Annotated in this window: 18 protein-coding genes; 12 read left to right on the top strand and 6 right to left on the bottom strand. The window is 65.2% G+C overall.

Going from position 1 to position 25106, the window contains the following annotated elements:
• Positions 1–11 precede the first annotated feature (11 nt).
• From otnI to EI171_RS33345, 7 genes are all read left to right on the top strand, one after another.
• The gene (otnI, locus tag EI171_RS33375; RefSeq protein ID WP_028172388.1) at positions 12–794 is read left to right on the top strand and encodes a 2-oxo-tetronate isomerase; all 783 of its coding nucleotides are present in this window, start codon (positions 12–14) and stop codon (positions 792–794) included.
• Positions 791–2065, top strand: coding sequence for a 3-oxo-tetronate kinase (gene otnK / locus EI171_RS33370; RefSeq protein WP_161535849.1), 1275 nt, complete (start codon positions 791–793; stop codon positions 2063–2065). The genes otnI and otnK overlap by 4 nt, the downstream gene beginning before the upstream one ends.
• Before the next feature lie 171 nt (positions 2066–2236).
• Positions 2237–3928, top strand: coding sequence for a methyl-accepting chemotaxis protein (locus EI171_RS33365; RefSeq protein ID WP_161535848.1), 1692 nt, complete (start codon positions 2237–2239; stop codon positions 3926–3928).
• A 179-nt stretch (positions 3929–4107) separates the two neighbouring features.
• Positions 4108–6300, top strand: coding sequence for a methyl-accepting chemotaxis protein (locus EI171_RS33360; protein ID WP_161535847.1), 2193 nt, complete (start codon positions 4108–4110; stop codon positions 6298–6300).
• 237 nt (positions 6301–6537) lie between these two features.
• The gene (locus tag EI171_RS33355; RefSeq protein ID WP_161535846.1) at positions 6538–8232 is read left to right on the top strand and encodes a methyl-accepting chemotaxis protein; all 1695 of its coding nucleotides are present in this window, start codon (positions 6538–6540) and stop codon (positions 8230–8232) included.
• A 169-nt stretch (positions 8233–8401) separates the two neighbouring features.
• Positions 8402–11581, top strand: coding sequence for an efflux RND transporter permease subunit (locus EI171_RS33350; protein ID WP_161535845.1), 3180 nt, complete (start codon positions 8402–8404; stop codon positions 11579–11581).
• Positions 11568–12770: an efflux RND transporter periplasmic adaptor subunit gene (locus EI171_RS33345; protein WP_161535844.1), complete on the top strand. Its 1203-nt coding sequence runs from the start codon at positions 11568–11570 to the stop codon at positions 12768–12770. Before EI171_RS33350 ends, EI171_RS33345 begins: the two co-directional genes overlap by 14 nt.
• Before the next feature lie 149 nt (positions 12771–12919).
• Here EI171_RS33345 and EI171_RS33340 read toward each other — a convergent pair whose 3' ends face one another.
• Together EI171_RS33340 and EI171_RS33335 are read right to left on the bottom strand one after the other, a co-directional pair.
• A complete protein-coding gene (locus EI171_RS33340; protein WP_161537130.1) occupies positions 12920–14428 on the bottom strand; it encodes an acetyl-CoA acetyltransferase in 1509 nt (502 codons plus the stop codon).
• 157 nt (positions 14429–14585) lie between these two features.
• The gene (locus tag EI171_RS33335; RefSeq protein WP_161535843.1) at positions 14586–15719 is read right to left on the bottom strand and encodes a nitronate monooxygenase; all 1134 of its coding nucleotides are present in this window, start codon (positions 15717–15719) and stop codon (positions 14586–14588) included.
• 268 nt (positions 15720–15987) lie between these two features.
• Here EI171_RS33335 and EI171_RS33330 point away from each other — a divergent pair, with 268 nt between their 5' ends.
• Positions 15988–17646 (top strand): NAD(P)/FAD-dependent oxidoreductase, encoded by a 1659-nt coding sequence (locus EI171_RS33330; RefSeq protein WP_161535842.1) that lies wholly within the window; start codon positions 15988–15990, stop codon positions 17644–17646.
• 113 nt (positions 17647–17759) lie between these two features.
• On the top strand, positions 17760–18635 hold the full coding sequence (gene yghU, locus EI171_RS33325; protein WP_161535841.1) for a glutathione-dependent disulfide-bond oxidoreductase: 876 nt from the start codon (positions 17760–17762) through the stop codon (positions 18633–18635).
• Positions 18636–18810: 175 nt separating this feature from the next.
• Here yghU and EI171_RS33320 read toward each other — a convergent pair whose 3' ends face one another.
• The 3 genes from EI171_RS33320 to EI171_RS33310 form a co-directional block, all read right to left on the bottom strand.
• Entirely contained in the window at positions 18811–20088 is a 1278-nt protein-coding gene (locus EI171_RS33320; protein WP_028172378.1) for an acyl-CoA dehydrogenase family protein, read from the bottom strand.
• 287 nt (positions 20089–20375) lie between these two features.
• Positions 20376–20756: a VOC family protein gene (locus tag EI171_RS33315; RefSeq protein ID WP_028172377.1), complete on the bottom strand. Its 381-nt coding sequence runs from the start codon at positions 20754–20756 to the stop codon at positions 20376–20378.
• A 127-nt stretch (positions 20757–20883) separates the two neighbouring features.
• Positions 20884–21663 (bottom strand): SDR family NAD(P)-dependent oxidoreductase, encoded by a 780-nt coding sequence (locus tag EI171_RS33310; RefSeq protein ID WP_060911103.1) that lies wholly within the window; start codon positions 21661–21663, stop codon positions 20884–20886.
• Positions 21664–21842: 179 nt separating this feature from the next.
• Here EI171_RS33310 and EI171_RS33305 point away from each other — a divergent pair, with 179 nt between their 5' ends.
• The 3 genes from EI171_RS33305 to EI171_RS33295 are packed head-to-tail and all read left to right on the top strand — an operon-like array spanning position 21843 to position 23995.
• Entirely contained in the window at positions 21843–22631 is a 789-nt protein-coding gene (locus tag EI171_RS33305; RefSeq protein WP_011085727.1) for an enoyl-CoA hydratase/isomerase, read from the top strand.
• On the top strand, positions 22628–23614 hold the full coding sequence (locus EI171_RS33300) for a phosphotransferase family protein (protein ID WP_161535840.1): 987 nt from the start codon (positions 22628–22630) through the stop codon (positions 23612–23614). Before EI171_RS33305 ends, EI171_RS33300 begins: the two co-directional genes overlap by 4 nt.
• 3 nt (positions 23615–23617) lie before the next feature.
• Positions 23618–23995: a DUF6285 domain-containing protein gene (locus tag EI171_RS33295; RefSeq protein ID WP_161535839.1), complete on the top strand. Its 378-nt coding sequence runs from the start codon at positions 23618–23620 to the stop codon at positions 23993–23995.
• Between the two features lie 249 nt (positions 23996–24244).
• On the opposite strand, the gene EI171_RS33290 is transcribed toward EI171_RS33295, so the two are convergent.
• Positions 24245–25024 (bottom strand): enoyl-CoA hydratase-related protein, encoded by a 780-nt coding sequence (locus tag EI171_RS33290; RefSeq protein WP_063921431.1) that lies wholly within the window; start codon positions 25022–25024, stop codon positions 24245–24247.
• Positions 25025–25106 lie beyond the last annotated feature (82 nt).

Below are 25106 nucleotides of genomic sequence, written 5' to 3'. Positions count from 1 at the left end.
AGAGGATTCCAATGCCCCGTTTCGCCGCCAATCTCTCGATGATGTTCACCGAGGTGCCGTTCCTCGATCGCTTCGAGGCCGCCGCCCAGGCCGGCTTCACCGCCGTTGAGTTTCTCTTTCCTTATGAGCATCCGGCCGAGGCGGTCGGCGAGCGGCTCAAGCGCAACGGTCTGACCCAGGCGCTGTTCAACCTGCCGCCCGGCGACTGGAATGCGGGCGAGAAGGGTTTTGCTGCGCTCCCGGCGCGCTTCGCCGATCTCAAGGCGAGCCTCGAGACCGCGCTGCCTTACGCCAAGGCCACCGGCGTCAAGCGCCTGCACCTGATGGCCGGCCTTGCCAACCGCGGCGAGCGCGTCGCCATCGAGGCGTTCTACAAGTCGGTGGCGTGGGCGGCGGAGTTCTTCGCGCCGCACGGCATCGACATCGTGCTCGAGCCGATCAATGCCCGCAACGTGCCCGGCTATTTCCTCAACGATTTCGGTTTCGCGCGCGACCTGATCCAGGAGTTGCGGCTTCCGAACCTCAAGCTCCAGTTCGACATCTATCACTGCCAGATCATCCATGGCGACGTCACCATGCGCTTGCGCGAGATGATGCCGATCATCGGCCACATCCAGATCGCCAGCATTCCCTCGCGAAACGAGCCCGACGGCGAGGAGCTGAACTATCCCTTCCTGTTCGAAGAGCTCGACCGGCTCGGCTATGCCGGCTTCGTCGGCTGCGAATACAATCCGCGCGGCAAGACCACCGACGGCCTTGCCTGGTTCAAGCCCTATGCGGGAGTGAAGCCGTGACTCTTGCACTGGGTTGCATCGCCGACGACTACACCGGCGCCTCCGATCTTGCCAACACGCTGACGCGTGCGGGCCTGCGCACCGTGCAGACCATCGGCATTCCTGCCGATGATCTGGCGCTGCCCGAGGTCGACGCTGTCGTGGTGTCCTTGAAGAGCCGCTCGATTGAAGCGAGCCTTGCTGTATCGCGCTCGCGCGCGGCGGAGACGTGGCTGCGGGGCCGCGGGGCGAGCCATGTGCTGTTCAAGATCTGCTCGACCTTCGATTCCACCGACGCCGGCAATATCGGCCCTGTCATGGACGCGTTGCGCGACGATTGCGGCGAGGGCATCGTTCTGGTGACGCCGGCCTTCCCCGAGACCGGCCGCACCGTCTACCAGGGCAACCTGTTTGTCGGCGCCGTGCCGCTGAACGAGAGCCCGCTCAAGGACCACCCGCTCAACCCGATGCACGATTCCAGTCTGGTGCGCGTGCTGGCGCGCCAGAGCCGGACACAAATCGGTCTCGTCGATCTCGCCACCGTCACGCGCGGCGCAGACGCCGTGCGGGCACGGCTGGCCGAACTCGCGGGCAAGGGCATTGGCGCTGCGATCATCGACGCCGTCTTCGATCGCGATCTCGAAACCATCGGCCTCGTAGCCGCCGAACATCGGCTGTCGGTCGGCGCCTCCGGCATCGGCCTTGGACTGGCGCGCGCGCTGGTGTCGACCGGCAAGGTCAAGTCGAATGCGGCAGGCGGCGAATCCGGAGCTGCCGTTGGCGGGCCGGCGGCGTGTCTTGCCGGCAGCTGCTCGCAGGCCACGCTCAAGCAGATCGCCAGCGCCGAACAGGTCATGCCGGTGTTTCATCTCGATCCGGACCGTATTCTTACGGGGGCGGACGAAGCGCAGCGTGCGCTGGACTGGGCAAGGCCGCGGCTGGCGGAGGGGCCCGTGCTGATCGCATCGAGCTCGACACCGGATCAGGTCGCCGCGCTTCAGGCACGTCACGGCCGTGACGCAGCCGGACATGCGATCGAGCAGGCCATGGCCGACATCGCCGAAAACCTTGTGAAATCAGGCGTGCGGCGATTGGTCGTTGCCGGCGGCGAGACGTCCGGCGCCGTGGTCGACCGGTTGAGGATTCCCGGATTTCTCGTGGGGGTGGAGATCGCTGCGGGTGTTCCGGTGCTGCGCGCGGTCGGCGCCGGGGGCGACATGCTGCTCGCTCTGAAGTCCGGAAATTTCGGTGGCCCGGAGTTCTTCTCCGATGCGCTTAGGCTCATGCGCTGAGCGCAGAGCGTTCTTAGCTGCCTGTTCATTTCTTTCAGGCTCCGTACTCGTACGGAGTCGTAGTTAACATCTGCTCAGTCGCTCTGTTGTCTGATGTCGGCGTCGCTCCTTTTGGTTGATTCTTTAAAACCTCCCGGACGCGCGCCCGCGCCAGCATAAAGAGACCTGACTATGTTCGCCAAGATCTCCATCCGCGCCAAGATCATCAGTGTCGTGGCGTTCCTGCTGGTCGCGATGACCGGCATGGGCCTGCTCGCCGTCGTGAAGATGCGCGCGATGAACGCGAACACCACCGACATCACCACGAGCTGGATGCCCAGCGTGAGGGTGCTGGGCGAGCTCCGGGCCAGCGTCATCACCTATCGCAGTGTGGTCCGCGAGCACATGCTGGCCGAGACCCTGGAAGAAAAGCTCGCGATGGAAAAGATCGCGGTCACCACCGGCGAGACACTGGCCAAGGCCCGCCAGAGCTACGAGCCCATGATCACCTCGCCGGAGGAGCGGGCGCTCTACACCGAATGGTCCAAGCTGTGGGACGACTACAAGAAGAGCGCCGACGAGGTCTTTGCAGTGTCGCGCAAGGAGGTCGGCAAGGTCCCGCACGAGGCGCATGAGCTGAACGTCAAGACCGCCAACAAGATCGGCATCCAGTCCGACGAGGTCCTGCGCAAGGATATCGACCTCAACACCCGGGGTGGCGACCAGGCCGCGCGGGATGCCGCCGACAGCTATTCCTTCGCCTTCCTGCTGGTCGCGATCATCCTGGGCGCGGCCGTCCTGACAGGCATCGGCGTCAGCGTCTATCTCGTCCACGACGTCTCCAGCGGCATCAACTCGATCGTCGAGCCGATGCAGGCGCTGGGCAAGGGCGACCTCTCCGCCGAAGTCCCGCATCGCGGCGAGAAGACCGAGATCGGCGCCATGGCCGACGTGCTCCAGGTCTTCAAGGAGGCGTTGATCGCCAAGAAGGCCGCCGACGAAGCCGCCGCGGCCGACGCCGAAGCCAAGATCGAGCGCGGCCGCCGCGTCGACAACATCACCCGCGAATTCGAGACGATGATCGGCGAGATCGTCCAGACCGTGTCATCGGCCTCGACCCAGCTCGAAGCTTCCGCCTCGACGCTGACCTCGACCGCCGACCGCTCCCAGCGGCTCGCGACCACGGTTGCCGGAGCTTCGGAGGAAGCCTCGACCAACGTGCAGTCGGTGGCTTCGGCGACGGAGGAGATGGCGTCGTCCGTGGGCGAGATCAGCCGTCAGGTGCAGGAATCGGCGCGGATGGCGGGCGACGCCGTCGGTCAGGCCCGAGCCACCACCGAGCGCGTCAGCGAGCTCTCCAAGGCGGCGTCCCGCATCGGCGACGTCGTCGAGCTGATCAACACCATCGCCGGCCAGACCAACCTCCTGGCGCTGAACGCCACCATCGAGGCGGCGCGCGCGGGCGAAGCCGGCCGCGGCTTCGCGGTGGTGGCTTCCGAAGTGAAGGCACTCGCCGAGCAGACCGCGAAGGCGACCGGCGAAATCGGCCAGCAGATTTCCGGCATCCAGGCGGCGACCAACGATTCGGTCGGAGCGATCAAGGAGATCTCCTCGACGATCGAGCGTCTCTCGGAGATCTCGTCGGCGATCGCTGCGGCCGTCGAAGAGCAGGGTGCAGCGACCCAGGAGATCGCCCGCAATGTGCAGCAGGCGGCGCAGGGCACCCAGCAGGTCTCCTCCAACATCTCCGACGTGCAGCGCGGTGCGACCGAGACCGGCACCGCCTCCTCGCAGGTGCTGTCGGCGGCGCAGATGCTGTCGAACGACTCGAGCCGGCTCAAGACCGAGGTCAGCAAGTTCCTGACCAGCGTTCGCGCTGCGTAAGGGCCGTCAGAGCAGGTATCGGACTACGCAAGAGCGGCGCCGTCGGCGCCGCTCTTTGATTTTGGCGCATGGCTTGGCGCCTGCTGACTTATTTTTCACGTGGGTCGTACGGTTCCAATTCTTTACGGGTTCCCAACCCTGCGAACCTTAACTCGTCGCAGTGTTTTGGAGACTCAATCGTGAAGTTGTTTTCATTTTCCGCCATTCGCTCCATCCAGTTGAAGATCGCCCTGATCGCCGGCCTCTGCCTGGCAGTGACGTGCATCGTGCTGATCGGCTACGGCCTCTTCTCCACGCAGAGCATGAACCAGTACGTGACCCACGAGGTCATGCAGCTGGTCGACCGTCAGACCAAGGAGAGCCTCATGAACCGGGCCTCCACCGAAGCCAACGCCATCAAGGCTGAGCTGGAGGTCGGGTTTGATGCGGCGCGCACCACCGCACATGCCTTCGCGACCCTCGCCGACGAGAAGACCGGCACTCCGATCGCGGCGCGGCGGACCCAGTTCAACGCGCTTCTGCGTCACGTGCTCGAGCTCAACCCTGCCTTCAACGGCACCTACTCGGCCTGGGAACCCGGCGCGCTGGATGGTGACGATGCGTCGTTCAAGGGACGCAAGGAGGCGGGATCGGACAATACCGGCCGCTTTCTGCCCTATTGGACGCGCAACGCCAGCGGCGCCATCGCCGTTCAGCCGCTCGTCGAGTACGACAGCAGCGAGCGGCATCCCAACGGCCTCGTGAAGGGCGCCTGGTACATCAACCCGAACACCACGGGTAAGGAAAACATCCTGGGTCCGTTGCCCTACATCGTTCAGGGCAAGGCCGTCTTCCTCGCGACCATGTCGGTGCCGGTCATGATCGACGGCAAATTCCGCGGTGTCGCCGGCGCCGACTACAATCTCGACTTCGTGCAGAAGCTGGCCGTCAAGATCAACGGCTCGCTGTTCGAGGGCAAGGGCAAGGTCGCGATCCTCAACGACACCGGGCTGATCGTCGCCAACAGCGCCAATCAGGACGTGATCGGCAAGAACGCCTCCGAGGCCGACGCTCGCTGGAGTGAAAGCCTCGCCATCGTCAAGGCCGGCAAGGGCACGGTGCAGGACGATCCGAAGTTCGCCAACATCGACATCTATGCGCCGATCCGCTTCGGGCTCACCGAGAACGCCTGGTCGATCGTGATCTCGATCCCCCGCGACGTGGTGCTGGCGTCAGCAAGGCAACTCGACGCCTCGCTCAGTGCCCGTGCGACCTCGAACACGTTCTGGCAGCTCGGCGTTGGCCTGGTCATCGTGCTGGCGGCGATCTTCCTGATCTCGTTCGCCGCACGCAAGATCGCGCGGCCGATCCAGGATTGTGCCAATTTCGCCGATGGCATCGCCAAGGGCGATTTCAATCAGCAGCTCGGGATCGAGCAGGCCGACGAGGTCGGTAGGCTGGCGACGTCGCTCAGGTCGATGCAGGGCGACATCAAGCGCAGCATCGAGCAGCGTGCCCAGGACCAGGCGGCCGCCGACCGCGAGCGCCGGCGCGCGATGAACGAGCTGGCCGACAGCTTCGAAGCGTCGGTCGGCGGCATCGTGGAGACGGTGTCGGCCGCGTCCGGTGCGCTGGAATCCTCGGCCGGAACGCTCAGCTCGACCGCCGAACGGGCGCAACAGCTTACCAAGGTCGTCGCTGCGGCGTCAGATCAGGCATCGGGCAACGTGCAGTCGGTGGCCTCGGCAACGGAGGAGATGGCCTCTTCGGTCGGCGAGATCAGCCGTCAAATGCAGGAATCGGCGCGGATGGCGAGCGACGCCGTCGGCCAGGCCCGAGCCACCACCGAGCGCGTCAGCGAGCTCTCCAGGGCGGCCGCCCGCATCGGCGACGTCGTCGAGCTGATCAACACCATCGCCGGCCAGACCAACCTGCTCGCGCTGAACGCCACTATCGAGGCGGCACGCGCCGGCGAAGCCGGCCGCGGCTTCGCCGTGGTGGCCTCCGAGGTGAAGGCGCTCGCCGAGCAGACCGCGAAGGCGACCGGCGAGATCGGCCAGCAGATCTCCGGCATCCAGCTTGCGACCAACGACTCGGTCGGCGCGATCAAGGAGATCTCCTCGACCATCGAGCGTCTGTCGGAGATCTCGTCGGCGATCGCCGCCGCGGTGGAAGAGCAGGGCGCGGCCACGCAGGAGATCGCCCGCAACGTGCAGCAGGCGGCGCAAGGAACCCAGCAGGTCTCCTCCAACATCACCGACGTGCAGCATGGCGCGACCGAGACCGGCACGGCCTCTTCGCAGGTGCTGTCGGCGGCGCAAATGCTGTCGAACGACTCGGGCCGGCTCAAGAACGAGGTCAGCAAGTTCCTGACCAACGTCCGCGCCGCGTAGACCCTCGCACAACCCGTCGATCGAGCGAGGAGCGGCGCCAAAAACGTCGCTCCTTTCATTGTTCCGGTAGCATGATGTCGCTTTTAGGTGGCGTTACGAGGGGTACCCGTAGTCTTGCGGGCAGATCGTTTCATCGATGGTTAAAGCGGATTTTCAAGAATTGGGCGAGGGCGGTCTCGCGCTGCGGCAGTCCTGATTGGAATGATTTCAGACTGAATTCGGTCTTTGGGGGCTTCGATGCGCAAGAATTTTCCTGTCACTGATGTCGAATATCCGGTCAGTGACGAGACACTGATCGTCTCCCGGACCGACCTCAAGGGCAAGCTCACCTACTTCAACGAGGATTTCCTCGCCGCCGCCGGCTTCACGTCGGCCGAGCTGATGGGCCAGCCGCACAACATCGTCCGTCATCCCGACATGCCGCCGGAGGCGTTCGACAATCTCTGGGACACGCTGAAGGCCGGCAAGCCGTGGCTCGGCGCGGTGAAGAACCGCCGCAAGAACGGCGACTTCTACTGGGTGCTCGCGACAGCCTCGCCGATCCGCGAGAACGGCCATGTCACCGGCTATACCTCGATCCGCACCAGGCTGCCGGCCGACCAGCGCAAGCTCGCCGAAGAGGTCTATGCCGCGATCCGCGAGAAGAAGCCGCATGGCTATCGCGTCGATGCCGGCATCATCCGCCGCCGCTCGCTGCTCGATCGCTTCAGCGTCTTCACCGGGACGCTGAAGGCGCGCCTGGTCACGACGATGACGCTCCAGGCGCTGTTCATGCTGGCGCTCGGCATCGGCGGCGCGCTCTCCACCGGCGGTTCGACCAGCCTGGTTCTGACGCTGCTGGCCTTGGTCGGCATCGCCATCGACGGCTTCGCCGGCCTTGCGACCATGCGCGCGATCCAGGGCCCGATGCGGCACCTCAACGACACCATGCTCAACCTCGTGCAGGACAAGCTCGACAACCGCATCGTCATCGAACGCGACGACGAGATCGGCGAGGCGTTGCGCAACCTCCAGACCGTGCAGACCATCATCCGCTTCAGCCGCGACGAGGTCCAGGCGGTGCAGCGCCGCGCCGAGGAGCAGCGCAAGGCCGGCATGACCAAACTTGCCGACGGCTTCGAGGCCGCGATCGGCGAGATCGTCGAGACCGTGTCGTCAGCTGCGACCGAGCTCGAGGCGTCGGCCTCGACGCTGTCCTCGACGGCGGGCCGGGCGCAGGAACTGGCGACGGTGGTCGCAGCCGGCTCGGAAGAAGCTTCCACCAACGTCCATTCGGTGGCATCGGCCGCCGAGGAGATGTCGTCGTCGGTCCACGAGATCGGTCGCCAGGTGCAGGATTCCACCCGGATTGCGAGCGAGGCCGTCAGCCAGGCGCACGCCACCACCGAACGCGTCAGCGAGTTGTCGCGGGCGGCCTCTCGGATCGGCGACGTCGTCGAGCTCATCAATGCCATCGCGGGCCAGACCAATCTCCTGGCGTTGAACGCCACGATCGAAGCGGCACGTGCCGGCGAGGCCGGCCGCGGCTTTGCGGTTGTGGCTTCCGAGGTCAAGGCGCTCGCCGAACAGACGGCGAAGGCGACCGGCGAGATCGGCCAGCAGGTCGGCGGCATCCAGGCGGCGACGCAGGAATCGGTCGGCGCCATCAGCGAAATCTCCGGCACCATCGCGCGCCTTTCCGAAATATCCTCGGCGATCGCCGCAGCCGTGGAGCAGCAGCGCGCGGCGACCCAGGAGATCGCCCGCAATGTGCAGCAGGCGGCCAACGGCACCCAGCAGGTGTCTGCCAATGTCGGCGACGTCCAGCGCGGCGCCTCCGAAACCGGATCGGCGTCTTCGCAGGTGCTGTCGGCGGCGCAGATGCTGTCTCGCGACTCCAACCGCCTCAAGCTCGAGGTCGGCAAGTTCCTGAACTCCGTCCGCGCAGCGTGACGCGTGCGGCCGCATAGCTGCGATGCCGATTTCGCAGTGCGGTAGCAGGGAAGTGAATGCAGGAAAGCTGCCGGTGATTAGCGTTTCCGGCGGTGCTCAGGTAAAGGGGAAACAGGATCCCCGTGGGGGCGGATTCCGTATCCCTGCCTGACCTGGAATTGCCTGGCGCATGATTGCTCTGGTCCGTATTGCCCTGAGCCGACCCTATACGTTTGTCGTGCTCGCGCTCCTGCTCCTGATCATCGGACCGCTGGCAGCCCTGCGGACGCCGACCGACATCTTCCCCGACATCCGCATTCCCGTGATCGGCGTGGTCTGGCAGTACACCGGCCTGCCGCCCGATCAGATGTCCGGCCGCATCACGACGCCGTTCCAGCGTGCGCTGACGACGACGGTCAACGACATCGAGCATATCGTCGCCAACTCCTATAACGGCTTTGGCATCATCAAGATCTTCTTTCAGCCGAACGTCGACATCCGCACTGCCAACGCACAGGTCACAGCGATCTCGCAGACGTTGCTCAAGCAGATGCCGCCGGGCGCGACGCCGCCCTTGATCCTGAACTACTCCGCCTCGACCGTGCCAATCATCCAGGTGGCCTTGTCGGGCGACGGCCTGACCGAGCAGAACCTCGCCGATATCGGCATTAACAATCTGCGCACCCCGCTGGTCACCGTGCCTGGTGCGGCGATTCCGTATCCGTTCGGCGGCAAGCAGCGCCAGGTCCAGATCGATCTCGACCCGACCGCGCTCCAGGCCCGCGGCCTGTCCGGCCAGGACGTCGCCAACGCGCTGGCCGCCCAGAACCTGATCACGCCGGTCGGCACCCAGAAGATCGGCACCTTCGAATACAACATCCAGCTCAACAACTCGCCGCTGAAAATCGACGAGCTCGGCAACCTCCCGATCAAGACCGTCAACGGCGCGATGGTCTATGTGCGCGATGTCGCGACCGTGCGCGACGGCAATCCGCCGCAGACCAACATCGTTCATGTCGACGGCAATCGCTCGGTGCTGATGATGGTGCTGAAGGCGGGCGCGACCTCGACGCTCGATATCATCGCCGGCATCAAGCAGAAGGTGATCGAGGTCAAGGACCAGCTCCCGGACGCGCTGAAGATCGGCTTCATCGGCGACCAGTCGGTGTTCGTTCGCGGCGCGATCGAAGGTGTCGCCTTCGAGGGCGTGATCGCGGCGCTGCTGACCAGCGTCATGATTCTGCTGTTCCTCGGCAGCTGGCGCTCGACCATCATCATCGCGGTCTCGATCCCGCTGTCGGTGCTGGGCGCCATCATCATGCTCTCGGCGATCGGCGAGACGCTGAACATCATGACGCTCGGGGGGCTCGCGCTCGCCGTCGGCATCCTCGTCGACGACGCCACCGTGACGATCGAGAACATCAACTACCATCTGGAGCAGGGCAAGCCGGTCGAGCAGTCGATCCTCGACGGCGCCAACCAGATCGTCACGCCGGCCTTCGTCTCGCTGCTCTGCATCTGCATCGTGTTCGTGCCGATGTTCTTCCTCACCGGTGTCGCGCGCTTCCTGTTCGTGCCGATGGCCGAAGCGGTGATGTTCGCGATGATCTGGTCGTTCATCCTGTCGCGCACGCTGGTGCCGACCATGGCGAACTATCTGCTGCATCCGCATGTCCACCACGAGGGCGAGCCGCCGAAGTCGCGCAATCCGCTGGTCTGGTTCCAGCGCGGGTTCGAGAAGCATTTCGAACGCATTCGCGGCGGCTACCATGATTTCCTTGGGCTGGCGCTGGCGCATCGCGCGGTGTTCGTGATCGGCTTCCTCTGCGTGGTCGGCGCGTCCTTTGCGCTGGTGCCGTTCCTCGGGCGCAACTTCTTCCCCGCGGTCGATGCCGGCAACATCCTGATGCATGTCCGCACCCAGGTCGGCACCCGCGTCGAGGAAACCGCCAACCAGCTCGCTGACGTGCAGAAGGCCGTGCGCAAGCTGATCCCGGGTGAGATCGAGACCATGACCGACAACATCGGCATGCCGATCTCCGGCATCAACATGACCTACAACAACACCGGCGTGATCGGTCCGCAGGACGGCGACATCCAGATCAAGCTGAGGGAAGGCCACAAGCCGACCGAAGAGCATGTGCGCGTGCTGCGCGAGCAGCTGCCGCGGCTGTTCCCCGGCGTCAGCTTCGCGTTCCTGCCGGCCGATATCGTCAGCCAGATCCTGAACTTCGGTGCGCCGGCGCCGATCGACCTTCAGATCCGCGGCGCCAATATCAGCGCCAACTTCGCTTACGCCAACAATCTGCTGGCCAAGGTCCGCAAGATTCCCGGCGTTGCCGATGCGCGCATCCAGCAATCGCCGAACAACCCGACCTTCAATATCGATGTCGACCGTACCCGTGCGCAATATGTCGGCCTGACCGAGCGCGACGTCACCAACAGTCTCGTGGTCAATCTTGCCGGTTCCTCGCAGGTGGCGCCGACCTACTACCTCAATCCGGATAACGGCGTGTCCTATTCGATCGTGATGCAGACGCCGCAATACCAGATCGACTCGCTCGGCGCGCTACAGACGCTGCCGATCACCGCCACCGGCAACGCGCAGTCGCCGATCCTCGGCGGCATCGCCGACATCAAGCGCTCGACGTCGAGCGCGGTGGTGTCGCAATACGACATCCAGTCGATGGTGCAGATCTTCGCTACGACCTCGGGCCGCGATCTCGGCGCGGTTGCCGCCGACATCCGCCAGGTGATCGCCGACACCGCGAAGGAGGTGCCGAAGGGATCTTCCGTCGTGCTGCTCGGCCAGGTGCAGACCATGAACAGCGCCTTCACCGGCCTGCTGTTCGGCCTGCTTGGCGCCGTCGTGCTGATCTACTTCCTGATCGTCGTGAATTTCCAGTCCTGGTCCGACCCGTTCGTGATCATCACGGCGCTGCCGGCCGCGCTCGCCGGCATCGTGTGGATGCTGTTCATGACCGAGACCACGCTGTCGGTCCCGGCGCTCACCGGCGCCATCATGTGCATGGGCGTTGCCACCGCCAACAGCGTGCTCGTGATCTCCTTTGCGCGCGAGCGCTACGCGGAGCTCGGCGATCCCGTTGCGGCCGCGCTCGAAGCCGGCTTCGTCCGGTTCCGCCCGGTCCTGATGACCGCGCTTGCCATGATCATCGGCATGGCGCCGATGGCTCTGGGCCTCGGCGAGGGCGGCGAGCAGAATGCGCCGCTCGGCCGCGCCGTGATCGGCGGCCTGATCTTTGCAACCTTCGCCACGCTGATGTTTGTTCCCGTGGTGTTCAGCATGGTACACAAGAAACAAGGCGCCGAAGCCGCCGCCCCCTTGGAGACTCCGCATGTCGCCCACTGAATCCCGCTCCCCGGTGTCGCACCGGAAACTGGGCATCTTCGGCGTGGTGGCGCTGATTGCGGCAGGCCTTGTCGTCGGCACCGGCATCCGCGCGCGCGAGGAGCAGGGCACCAAGTTGAAGGAATGGACCGATGATCAGGCCGTTCCCAGCGTCGCGGTGACGCAGCCCAACGCCAAGGCGCTTAACGCCAGCCTCGACCTGCCGGGCCGATTGGAAGCCTACTACCGTGCCCCGATCTTCGCGCGCGTGTCGGGTTACCTGAAGAGCTGGAGCGCCGACATGGGCGCCCGCGTCAAGGCCGGGCAGGTGATTGCCGAGATCGAGGCGCCCGACCTCGACCAGCAGCTCTTGCAAGCCCGCGCCGACCTCGCCAGCCAGCAGGCGAGCGCAAGGCTGTCGGAAGCGACGTTGAACCGGCGCAAGACGCTGGTCGCCTCCAACTTCGTCTCCGCGCAGGAGATCGACGAGCGCACCGCCGATCTCTCCAACAAGAACGCCGCGGTGCATTCGGGACAGGCCAATGTCGAGCGGCTGGAAGCGCTGGCCGGCTACAAGAAGATCACCGTTCCGTTCGACGGCGTGGTCACGGCGCGCGATACCGACGTCGGTGCGCTGATCAATGCCGGTGGCGGCTCGGGCCCGGCGATGTTCGTGGTCTCGGACATCACCAAGCTGCGCGTCTATGTCAACGTGCCCCAGAATTACGTGCCGGCCATCAAGATCGGCGCGAAGGCCACCATCGCGCTGCCGGAGTATCCGAACCGGACCTTCCAGGCGACGGTGGAAGCGTCTTCGCAGGCCGTCGACGTTGCCTCCGGCACCACGCGCATGCAGCTTGGCCTGGACAATTCCTCGGGCGAACTAATGCCCGGCGGCTATGCCAGCGTGAAGTTGAGCCTCCAGCGCGACTCCGCGCCGCTCAGCATTCCCGCCAGCGCGCTGATCTTCAACGGCAGCGGCCTGCGTGTCGCGACCGTCGGTGCGGACGACAAGGTGCTGTTCAAGGCCGTGACGATCGCGCGCGATCTTGGCAAGGAAATCGAGCTCGCATCAGGCATCTCTCCGGACGATCGCGTCATCACCGCCCCGCCGGACGGCCTGTCCGATGGCGATCAGGTCCGCGTCGTCGGCGCCGGCGCCAAGGGCAAGCCGGCCACCGCGTCGGAAAAGCAGGCGCCGAAGGGCTAGCTTTTCTTCACCTCGCCCCGCTTGCGGGGAGAGGTCGAATTGCGAAGCAATTCGGGTGAGAGGGACTCTCCGCGAGTCTAACTCTCACGGTGTTTGCGGACGCAGCCCCTCACTCCGACCCTCTCCCCGTAAGAACGGGGAGAGGGAGATCAGGATACCCGCCACTCCGGTACGCCATCGCCGGCCATCGCGATCTCGCCAAGCGAGCCGACCGGCGTGCGATCCATGTTGAGGAGATGCGCCAGCGTCGCGGTATCACCCGCCGGTATCCGCGCCAGCGCGCGGCGGTCATCTTCCGTGCGCAGCATCACCACACCGTGCTCGACATCCCCGCCACGGCCGTAGAGCACCGTAAAGCTCTCGACCTTGCCCTTGCCCGAGGCTTCCGCGACGAAGTCCGGCACCGCGCGCTTGTTGCGGTCGGCCTCTCCTTGCACGCTCGCCTCCTGCGCCAGCGCCGCGCGCGGCGGCGCCCTCGAAACCACCAGCGCATGATGCTTGGTGACGAAGCCGCCCTGGCCGTAGAGCAGGCCGAGCCTGGCGCCATCGCGCAGGCGCCGCACCATCGCGCAGGCCGCATGCGTCATGTAGGTGTTGAGCGGCGCGCCGAAGAAGGTGAGGCCGCCGGTCACGGTCGGCTGCACGTCGGCGGAAAGGCCCAGCGTCCGCCGCGCCATCTTGGGCACGCAGGGGAAGCAGCTATAGAGCTCGATCGCTTCGAATGCCGTGCCGTCGCCGCCGGCGAGGTCCACCGCGGCTTTCAGCACCGCATTCTGCGGATGGCTCTCGTAGAACTGGTCGCGCAGGAGATAGTCGCGCGGCTCCTCCGCCGAGGCGCCGCCGAGCGGATAGACCAGTCTGTCCTCGGCGATACCCGCCGCGCGCGCCCTGGCAAGGCTGGTGAGCAGCAGCGCGCCACCCATGTTGACGCTGGGGTTGGCGACCATGAGCTTGTTGTAAGGCCAGGCGATGAGACGGTTGTCCGCGGTCGGCGTCGTGATCTCGTCCGGCGCATAGCGTCGCTTCAGCCAGGCGTTTGGATTTTGTGCGGCGGCCTCGGAATAGCGCGACCACAGTGTGCCCGATTCCGCCATCGCCTCGCGCGGCGTCTGGCCCCAATGAGCGGAGGAGGCCGCCTCATAGAACGGATAGACCGTGACGGGCCGGAACACGCCGAGCTTCACGGCCAGCGGATTCTGGAACGCTGCGCCGCGCTTGGGCTCCTCGACATCATGCGCGAACGGCGTCCATGGCAGCTTCGCGCCTGCGCGCTCGGCCTTGGTCGCGGTCGACTGCGCCTCCGCACCGCAGACCGCGGCAACGCTGCATTCGCCGCGCGCGATGCGCTTTGCGGCCTCGTGGATGTAGCGGATCGGGCTCTCGCCGCCGACCGGGCCGTAATAGCAATGCGAAGGCGTGATCCCGAGTCGCTGCGCCAGCAGCTTTTCCGGGTCGCGGTAGCGCCAGCTCAGGAAGTTGACGACGTCGAGCGACTGCACCTCGCCGAGCAGCTTTGCCCCGGCATCCGCTTCGGCGCGCCGCAGCGCCTGTACGAGCAGATCGAGCGGCTCGAGGCCCTCGGTGATCTCCTTGGGGCGGTCGACGATCTCGCCGATGCCGACGATGACGGGGATGCGGTCTTCGGGGATGTTGGTCATTTCTTCTTGCTTCACGGTTTAAGTCTCGGGCACGCCGTCGCCCTTCGAGGGCCGCTGAAGAAGCGGCCACCTCAGGGTGACGGCTACGGAGAAAGCGTCATCCTGAGGTGCGAGCCGAGCGACGCCTGGCGAGCCTCGAAGGAGGGGCCGCGGGCAATCACTCCGCCACCAGCGCATTCATGTGCTCGACGGCCTCGGCAAACTCTTCCTTGAACTCCTGCACCACGGCGCCCGCCGACTTCACGCTGTCGATCAGGCCGACGCCCTGGCCGACGAAGTAGCTGACGAGATCGCGCGCTTTGGCGTTGCCAGCCGCCGCCGCGCGGTCGATCGAATTGAAGGCGTCGCGGCTGATGATGCTTTGCAGCGGCATCGGCAGTGCACCCGGGCTTTCCGGCGCGCGGTCCCAGGCATCGGTCCAGACCGAGCGGAGCTGCCGCGCGGGCTTTCCGGTGCGTCCCTTCGAGCGCACCGCGTCACGCGAGGACGCGGCGATCATCTTTTCGCGGAAGATTTCCGTCGTCTCGGCTTCCACGGTCGCGAGCCATACCGAGCCGGTCCAGGCGCCGGCTGCGCCCATCGCCATGCAGGCCGCCATCTGCCGTCCTGTCATGATGCCGCCGGCCGCCAGCACCGGCACGTCGCGGATCTTCTTGATTGCCTTGATCACCTCCGGCACCAGCACCATGGTCGACACCTCGCCGCAATGGCCGCCGGCCTCGGTGCCCTGGACCACGAGGATATCGACGCCGGCCGCGACCTGGCGCAGCGCGTGCTCCTTGGCGCCGACGAGAGCTGCGACCGGCACACCGTGCTTCTTGCCCATCTCGATCATCGCTTTCGGCGGCACGCCGAGTGCGTTCGCGATCAGCCTGATCGGATGATTGAAGGAGACCTCGAGCAGCTGAAGCGCCGTCTTTCCGTCGAACGGCTGCGGCTGGTTGTCGGCCATTCCAGTGGTCGTCAGCTCGATGTCGTACTTCTTCAGGAGGTCGCGCGTGTAGTTGCGATGCTCTTGCGGCACGCGCGCTTCCAGGCTCTTCCAGGTGACGTCCTTCTCGCCCGCCGTCGAGATGTTCTCGGGGATCAGCACGTCGATGCCGTAGGGCTTGCCGTCGATATGGTCGTCGATCCATTTCATCTCGTGTTCGAGCGTATCAGGCGTATGCACGGTGGCACCTAACACGCCGAAGCCACCGGCGCGGCTGACGGCGGCGACGACGTCGCGGCAATGGCTGAAGGCGAGCAGCGGGAACTCGATGCCCAGCATGTCGCAGATCGGCGATTTCATGGCTCTCTCCCGGCGGCCGTCGCGTTGCTGTTATTGCTTTGCGTTGTTGTTGTCCTTGGCGAAGGCCGTGCGACGCTAACCCATCGTCGCCGGCGATGCCAAGCCGGATTTCGCCGCGCATCTTGCGTATAGGCGCCACGCCACGCGAGGAGCCATTCCGTCGCGCAAAATAAGCGGAGCGGCGGCCGTGAATGAGCCTCTTGCGCTTTGGCCGACGTGAGAGAATGCTGGCGAACAACAACAGACAACAACGAGGGAGCGCCAACCGATGTCGCCAGCGCAATCGAGTCCGGCCGAGGCCAGTGAAGCCTATGACGTGGTCGTCGTCGGCGCCGGCTTTGCCGGCATGTACATGCTGCATCGGCTGCGCGGGCTTGGCTTCTCGGCGCGCGTCTACGAGCAGGGCGGTGGTGTCGGCGGCACCTGGTACTGGAATCGTTATCCGGGCGCGCGCTGCGATGTCGAGAGCATGCAATATTCCTACTCGTTCTCGGATGAGCTCCAGCAGGAATGGGACTGGAGCGAGCGCTACGCGCCGCAGGCAGAGATCCTGAAATATGCCAACCATGTCGCGGATCGTTTTGATCTGCGCCGCGACATCCAGTTCGACACGCGCGTCGAGCGCGCTGTCTTCGATGAACAGACCAATGGCTGGTCGGTGACGATTTCCGGCGGAAAGACGGTCGAAGCGAAGTTCGTCGTGCTCGCCACCGGCTGCCTGTCGAACGCGCGCAAGCCCGACATCAAGGGTCTCGAAAACTTCAAAGGTCCCGTCTACCACACCGGCAACTGGCCGCACGAGCCCGTGGACTTCACGGGCTTGCGCGTTGGCCTTATCGGCACCGGTTCATCCGGCATCCAGTCGGCGCCCATCATTGCCGAGCAGGCAAAGCATCTCACGGTCTTCCAGCGCACCGCGAATTTCTCGATTCCCGCCCGCAATGCCGCGTTGACCGACGAGGAACGCAATGCGTTCCGGCAGAATTATCCGGAGATCCGCCGCTTCGCCCGCGAGGTCGCGCGTAACGGCATCTATGCCGAGCCGCCCGATCGCGGCGCTCTCGACGACAGCGAGGATGAGAGGTGCGCCAAATACGGGGCGCGTTGGGATCGCGGCGGGCTCACCTTCATGTACGCCTACAACAATCTCGGCCTGGATCTGGCCGCGAATGACACCGCCGCCGACTACGTGCGCGGCAAGATCACCGAGATCGTCAAGGACGCCAGCACTGCGGAATTGCTCCAGCCGAACAGCCATCCGATCGGCACCAAGCGCATCTGCATCGACACCGATTATTTCGCGACCTTCAACCGGCCGAACGTCTCGCTGGTCGACATCAAGACCAATCCGATCGAGGAGATCACCGCGAACGCTGTCCGTGTCGCGGGGGCAGATCACGAGGTCGATGCGCTGGTGATGGCGACCGGCTTTGACGCCATGACCGGATCGGTCGCCCGGATCGACATTCGCGGTCGCGGCGGGCGGACGCTGAACCGGAAATGGGCCGAGGGCCCCAAGACCTATCTCGGCCTGATGAGCGCAGGCTTTCCCAATCTCTTCATCATCACCGGGCCCGGCAGCCCGTCGGTGCTGTCGAACATGATCGTGTCGATCGAGCAGCATGTCGACTGGATCGCCGACTGCCTCCTCCACATGCGCAAGCAGGGCCTCGCCACGATGGAGGCGGACGGAGGGGCGGAGGACAAGTGGGTCGCGCACGTCAACGAAGTTGCCCATGGCACGCTCTATCCGCAGGCCAATTCCTGGTACATGGGCGCCAACATCCCCGGCAAGCCGCGCATCTTCATGCCCTATATCGGCGGCGTCGGCGTCTACCGGCGGATCTGCGACGAGGTCGCGGGGAAAGGATATGAGGGGTTCGTGATGACACGGGCGGAGCAGCCGCGCAGGGTGGTGACGGGTTAGGCCGGATGCATGACACCGGCGTGAGGCCCGCGCCGGACGCAGAGCCGGCAGGGCTTGTCATCGGCCGCTCGCGGGCTAATTAATGCAGGCGCATCTTTCCGCCGGAGCCCCGCATGACTGACGTCCCCGCCTACGTGCCGCCCAAAGTCTGGACCTGGAACAAGGAGAATGGCGGGCAGTTCGCCACCATCAACCGCCCGATCGCCGGCCCCACCCACGACAAGGAGCTGCCGGTCGGCCGCCATCCGCTCCAGCTCTATTCGCTGGCGACCCCGAACGGGGTGAAGGTCACGGTGATGCTGGAGGAGCTTCTGGCGCTCGGCCACAAGGGGGCCGAATACGACGCCTGGCTGATCAGGATCGGCAACGGCGACCAGTTCGGCAGCGGCTTCGTCGACATCAATCCGAACTCGAAAATCCCGGCGCTGATGGACCGCTCCGGCCCCGAGCCGGTCAGGGTGTTCGAGTCCGGCTCGATCCTGTTCTATCTCGCCGAGAAGTTCGGCGCCTTCCTGCCGAAGGACATCAAGACCCGCACCGAAGCGATGTCCTGGCTGTTCTGGCAGATGGGCAGCGCGCCGTATCTCGGCGGCGGCTTCGGCCATTTCTACGCCTACGCGCCGACCAAGATCGAATACGCCATCGACCGTTTTGCGATGGAAACCAAGCGCCAGCTCGACGTGCTCGACCGGCGCCTCGCCGACAACGAATATCTCGCGGGCAGCGAGTACACCATCGCCGACATCGCGGTGTGGCCCTGGTATGGCGCGCTCGCCAAGGGGCTGGTGTACGGCGCCGGCGAATTCCTCTCCGTGCAGTACTATAAGAACGTGCAGCGCTGGACCGACGAGATCGCCAAGCGTCCGGCCGTGAAGCGCGGCCGCATGGTCAACCGCGTCTCCGGCGACCCCGCCAGCCAGCTCCACGAGCGCCACGACGCATCCGATTTCGAAACCAAGACGCAGGACAAGCTCGCGCCGGCGACGTAGGTGTCGCTGTCTTCGCCTCTCCCCGCGTGCGGGGAGCTTCGTAGGGTGGGCAAAGCGGAGCGTGCCCACCACGTCATGCGAAGAGCCGAGATGGTGGGCACGGCGCGCGAAGAGCGCGCCTTTGCCCACCCTACGGGACTCTCCCCGCAAGTACGGAGAGAGGGACGGATAGAGTTCAGGCCATGCTCAGCTCGTGCCGGCCGACGACCATCCAGTGCACCTCGTCCGGACCGTCGGCAAAGCGCAGGTGGCGCACGTCCTGGTACATCTCGGCGAGCGGGGTCCAGTGCGAGATGCCGGTGGCGCCGTGCATCTGGATGGCCTGGTCGATGATCTTGCAGGCGCGCTCTGGCACCATGGCCTTCACCATGGAGACCCAGACGCGGGCTTCCTTGTTACCGAGCACGTCCATGGCCTTCGCCGCCTTCAACACCATCAGCCGCATCGCCTCGATCTCGCAGCGCGCCTGCGCGATGATCTGCATGTTGCCGCCGAGATGGGCGATCTTCTTGCCGAAGGCTTCGCGGGTCAGGCCGCGCTGCACCATCAGATCGAGCGCCTTCTCGGCCTTGCCGATGGTGCGCATGCAGTGATGGATGCGCCCCGGGCCGAGGCGGAGCTGCGAGATCTCGAAGCCGCGGCCTTCGCCGAGCAGCATGTTCTCCTTCGGCACGCGCACATTGTTGAAGCGCATGTGCATGTGGCCGCGCGGGGCGTGGTCCTGGCCGAACACGTACATGGGTCCGAGCACCTCGACGCCGGGCGTGTCGCGCGGCACCAGGATCTGCGACTGCTGCTTGCTCGGCGCCGCATCCGGATTGGTCTTCACCATCACGATGAGGATCTTGCAGCGGGGATCCCCTAGGCCGGAGATGTAATACTTCTCGCCGTTGATGACCCATTCGTCGCCGACGAGCTTGGCCGTCGTCGAGATGTTCTTGGCGTCGGAGGAGGCGACGTTCGGCTCGGTCATGACATAGGCCGAGCGGATCTCGCCGTTGAGCAGCGGCTTCAGCCACTTCTCCTTCTGCTCCTTGGTGCCGACGCGCTCCAGCACCTCCATGTTGCCGGTGTCGGGCGCCGAGCAGTTCATCGTCTCGGAGGCCAGCGGGCTCTTGCCGAGCTCGGAGGCGATATAGGCATAGTCGAGATTCTTCAGGCCCTGGCCGGTCTCGTCATCGGGCAGGAAGAAGTTCCAGAGGCCTTCCTTCTTGGCCTTGTTCTTGGCGACCTCGAGTACTTCGAGCTGCTTCGGCGTAAAACTCCAGCGGTCTTCCTTGCTCTCGCCAGCCTTGGCGAACTCGATCGACATCGGCTCGACGGTGTCGCGGATGAACTTCCTGACGTGATCGTAGAGCGGGCGAACCTGGTCCGACATGCGGAGGTCGTTGAGCTCGTCGCCCGGATTGAGCGTGTAGTTGGTGGTGCGGGGAATGTAGGTGTGTTTTGTCATTGTTCCTCCCGGGGGCGCTGAGTTCGTGCTGAACGCGAGAATAGTCGCAGCGTGGCCAAAGTGCGAGCGCGCATTTTTCGCGCGAGCCATGCCACGCGATGGAATATCGCGAGGGCGTTTGAAATGTTGTTTGAATGGAGTGAGGTGGCAGGCGCGGGCCGCACTCACGGTTGTCATCGCCCGGCTTGACCGGGCGATCCAGTACTCCGTGACGTCAGCGACTCACGGAGAAGCCGCGGCGTACTGGATTCCCCGCCTTCGCGGGGAATGACAGCGTCCTGGAGCAATCAGTTCGGCATCCGGTGCATCGCGCAGATCTTGTTGCCGTCGAGATCGCGCAAGTAGGCGAGATAAAGCTTGTTCCCCGCGCCCTCGCGGATGCCGGGCGGATTCTCGATCGGCGTTCCGCCGGCGGCGACGCCGGCCGCGTGCCACCTGTCGACCTGCTCAGGCGAGTTGGCGGCAAAGCCGATGGTGCCGCCGTTCGCGCAGGTCGCGGGCTCGCCGTTGATCGGCTTCGTCACCGAGAACACGCCGGTCTTGGTGATGTAGAAGATGCGATGGCCGTCGACCCGTGCAGGCCGCACCTCGAGCGTGCTGAGCAGCTGGTCGTAGAAGGCCTTCGCCTTGTCGAGGTCGTTGGTGCCGATCATGATGTGTGAAAACATTCGCCCTGTCCCCTCTGCGCTCACAAAACGAGAAGCCGTAGGGTGGGCAAAGCGCAGCGTGCCCACGGCCTTCGAAAGTATTTCTGGTGGGCACGGCGCAAGAGCGCCTTTGCCCACCTACGAGATGTCAAAACGCGGTATAGCCGCCGTCGATCACGAACGTATCGGCCGTATGATACGACGACGCCCTGCTCATCAGATACACCGCGATGCCGCCGAAATCGCTGGCCTCGCCGAAGCGACGCTGCGGAATGCGCGGCATCACATTGGCGACGAACTTGTCGTTGGCCATGAGGCCGGCGGTCATGTCGCTCTTGATCCAGCCGGGCAGGATCGCATTCGCAGTGACGCCGTGGCGTGCCAGCTCGACGCCGAGCGCGCGCACCAGCGCGTTGATGGCAGCCTTGGTCGCGGCATAGTGCTCGTTGCGCGCGGTGCCGAAGATCGAGGCGAGGCTCGAGGTCGCGACCAGCCGGCCGAAGGGATCGCCGGCATTGGCGCGGTCGGTCATGTGTCTGGCGGCCGCCTGGAACGCGTGGAACACGCCGTCGAGATTGGTCGAAAACATCGTGCGCCATTCCTCTTCGGTGCGCTCGATGAAGGAGCGCCGGCCGCCGCCGCCGATGCCGGCATTGGCGAAGCAGCCGTCGACCCGGCCGAAGGTGTCGAGCGTGGCCTTCATCGCGGCATTGACCGATGCCGGATCGGTGACGTCGCAGACGCGGGTATCCACCTTGCCGGCAAGTCCCGCCAGGCTCGCGGCAGCGCTTCTGTTCTTGTCAGGATTGCGGCCCCAGATCGAAACGTTGCAGCCCTGGCCGGCCAGTGCCTGCGCGATGCCGAGCCCGATGCCGCCATTGCCGCCGGTGATCACGGCGACACGGCCGGAGAGGTCGAAAAGGTTCATGGCGCGTTTCCCGTTTTTGGCAAGACTTTCTGGCATGACGCGCATCAGCCGCTGCGCGCAAGATTGCTTGCTATGCTCCGATCACCATGGACAAGACCGCGCCAAAAATCAAATATGCGCCCCGGCAAAAGTAATTCCGGTCTGCGAAACTGACGCAGGCCGCAACTGACGAGGAAACCATGCAGTTCAAACACGTCACGCTCGACTTCGATGGTTCGGTCGCGATCCTCAAGCTCGACCATCAGGAGGTGATGAACGCGGTCTCCGTGGACATGCTGGGTGGCCTTGCCGAGGCGCTCGATGCGATCGAAGAGAAGAAAGACGAGGTGCGCTGCGTCGTGTTGACCGGCGCGGGGCGGGCGTTCTGTACCGGCGCTAATCTTCAGGGCCGCAACAACCAGTCGAAGAAGACCAAGGCCGGCCTGACGCTGGAGACCGGCTTTCACCCGTTCCTGCGCCGCATCCGCAATCTGCACTGCCCGATCGTCACCGCGGTCAATGGGCCGGCGGCGGGTGCCGGCATGAGCTTCGCGCTGCTTGGCGACATGATCCTGTGTGCGCGCTCGTCCTACTTCCTGCAGGCGTTCCGCCGCATCGGCCTCGTGCCGGATTGCGGGTCGACCTGGCTGCTGCCGCGGCTCATTGGTCGGGCCCGCTCGATCGAGCTGTCGCTGATGGGCGAGCGGCTCCCGGCCGAGAAGGCGCTGGAATGGGGCCTAGTCAATCGCGTCTACGATGACGGCGTGCTGATGGAGGAGGCGATGAAGCTGGCGCGCGAGCTTGCCAGCGGCCCGACGGTGGCGTTGTCGCTGATCCGCAAGCTCTATTGGGACAGCCCGGAAAATTCTTTCGAGGATCAGCTCAACCTCGAATTCCAGTGCCAGCTCCGCGCCGGCGACACCCAGGATTTTCGCGAGGGCGTCGGCGCGTTCCTGGAGAAGCGCCCCGCGCAGTTCAAGGGCAAATGATCGAAGCGCAACTCTCCCGCAGCGTCACGCGCTGGTGCGAGGGGGCGACCGGCGTCACCGGCGCGGCCAAGCTGTCCGGCGGTGCCAGCCAGGAAACCTGGCGCTTCGACATCGTGCATCCCGACGGGCCGATCGGTGCGATCCTGCGCCGCTCGCCGAAGGGTTATGGCGCGGCTCCGACGCGCGCGGCGGGGCTCGGCGCTGAAGCGCAATTGATGCAGCTCGCCTATGAAGCCGGCGTGCCGTCGCCGCGCGTGATGCATGTCTTGACGGCCGAGGACGATCTCGGCACCGGCTTCATTATGCAGCGGGTCGAGGGCGAGACCATCGCGCGCAAGATTCTTCGCGATGAAGAGTATGCGGCCGCGCGGCCGCTTCTCGCGCGGCAAATCGGCGGCGTTCTCGCGGGCCTGCACAGGCTGCCTTTGGACAAGCTGCCGGAGCTGCGCAGTCGCGGCGCGACCCAGGAGATCGGCGAATTCGAGCGCGACTATCGCAGCCTGAACTGGCCCAAGCCCGTGTTCGAGCTGGCGCTGCGCTGGCTGCGCGACCACGATCCCGGCCCCTCGGCCGAGGAGACGCTGGTGCATGGCGATTTCCGCAACGGCAATCTCATCATCGGCCCCGACGGGGTCCGCGCCGTGCTCGACTGGGAGCTCGCCCATCTCGGCGATCCCATGGAGGATCTTGGCTGGGTCTGCGTTAACTCTTGGCGGTTCGGCGAGATCGACAAGCCCGTCGGCGGTTTTGGCACTCGCGAGGAATTGTTCGCGGGTTACGAAGCGGCAGGCCGAAAAGTCGATCCCGCGCGCGTAAAATTCTGGGAAGTGATGGGCACGCTGCGCTGGGGCATCATGTGCGGCGGCATGATGCAGCGGTTCCGCGAGGGACCGGACCATTCCATGGAGCGCGCCATGATCGGGCGTCGCGCCTCCGAGACCGAGATCGATCTGTTGCGGCTCTTGGCGCCGCGCGGGAGTTGACACATGCAGGACGAACCGACACCGGTCGAGCTGACCAAGTCAGTCGCCGATTTCCTCCGCAGCGACATCGCACCGCTGATCTCCGGCCACCAGGCGTTCAAGCTGCGCGTCGCCATCAACATCCTCGACCTCGTCACGCGGCAGCTGACGCAGGAGGAGGGGGGCGATGCGAAAGAGGTGGAGCGGCTGCGTGCACTGCTCGGCATTGACGGCTCGGTGACGGACCTCAACCGCGTGCTGGCCGAGCGTATCGCCAGGGGCGAGCTCGACCTCGCAACGCCGGGCCTCGCCGAGCATCTGTGGGTGACCACGATGGATAAGCTCGCGGTGGATCAGCCGAACTACGCATCGTATAAGCGCGAGCTGGGGCGTGGCGGGTAGGCGGCGCTACATCCTCCGTCATTGCGAGGAGCCCTTGCGACGAAGCAATCCAGAGTGTCCCCGCGGAGGCAGTCTGGATTGCTTCGCTGCGCTCGCAATGACGGCGTTGATGCAGTGGTGCGCCACACTCTCCTCGTCATTCCGGGGCGTCGCGAAGCGACGAGCCCGGAATCCATTTATCCGCGGTCGCCGTGGCCCGATGGATTCCGGGCTCGCGCCTGACGGCGCGCCCCGGAATGACAGGAGGGATTACTTCCCCACCCATTTCGGCGGCCGCTTCTCCGAAAACGCCTTCGGGCCCTCGATGTAGTCCTGCGAGGCCACCATCGCCTTCACCGCCGGATATTCGCGCTGCTCCTCGATCGCCTGCTCCAGCGAGACGCCAAGCCCCTTCTGGATCGCCTGCTTTGAAGCCCGGATCGACATCGGTGAGTTCTTGGTGATCATCTCCGCCCAGCGTAGCGCCGCCGTCAGCGCCTCGCCCTGCGGCACCACCTCGTTGACGAAGCCGAGCTCGTGACCCTCCTTGGCGCTGACATGGCGCGCGGTGAGGATCATGCCCATGGCGCGCTTCAGGCCGATCTGGCGCGGCAGCCGGTGCAGGCCGCCGGCGAGGGCGGCAAGGCCCACGCGCGGCTCGGGCAAGGCGAAGGTCGCGTTCTCCGCGGCGATGATCAGGTCGCAGGCCAGCGCGATCTCGAAGCCACCGCCCATCGCAACGCCGTTGACGGCGGCAATGATCGGCTTGTCGCAGTCGAAGCGGGAGGTGAGGCCGGCAAAACCGCCCTTGTCCCAGCCGCGTTTGCCGCCGGCCGCCTGCCACTTCAGGTCGTTGCCGGCGCAGAACGCCTTGTCGCCGGCGCCCGTGACGATCGCGACCCATTGCTCGGCATCGGCCGAGAAATCGTCGAACACCTTCTGGAGCTCGAAATGCGCGTCGGTGTGCAGCGCATTGTAGACCTCGGGCCGCGACAGCGTGACGATCGTGATCGGTCCCTTGCGTTCCACCTTGGAAAATTTCAGCTCCATCGCTCGCTCCCGCTTTTTCTCCTGAAGGAATATTGCCGTCATACTAGCGTGCACAAGCGCCGGGGCACCATCGAATTGCGCA

The sequence above is a fragment of the Bradyrhizobium sp. LCT2 genome, assembly GCF_009931255.1.
In the GTDB taxonomy this organism is placed as follows: Bacteria; Pseudomonadota; Alphaproteobacteria; order Rhizobiales; family Xanthobacteraceae; genus Bradyrhizobium; species Bradyrhizobium diazoefficiens.
The sequence above is the reverse complement of the archived record's forward strand: the minus strand, read 5'-3'. Positions and strand labels throughout refer to the sequence as shown.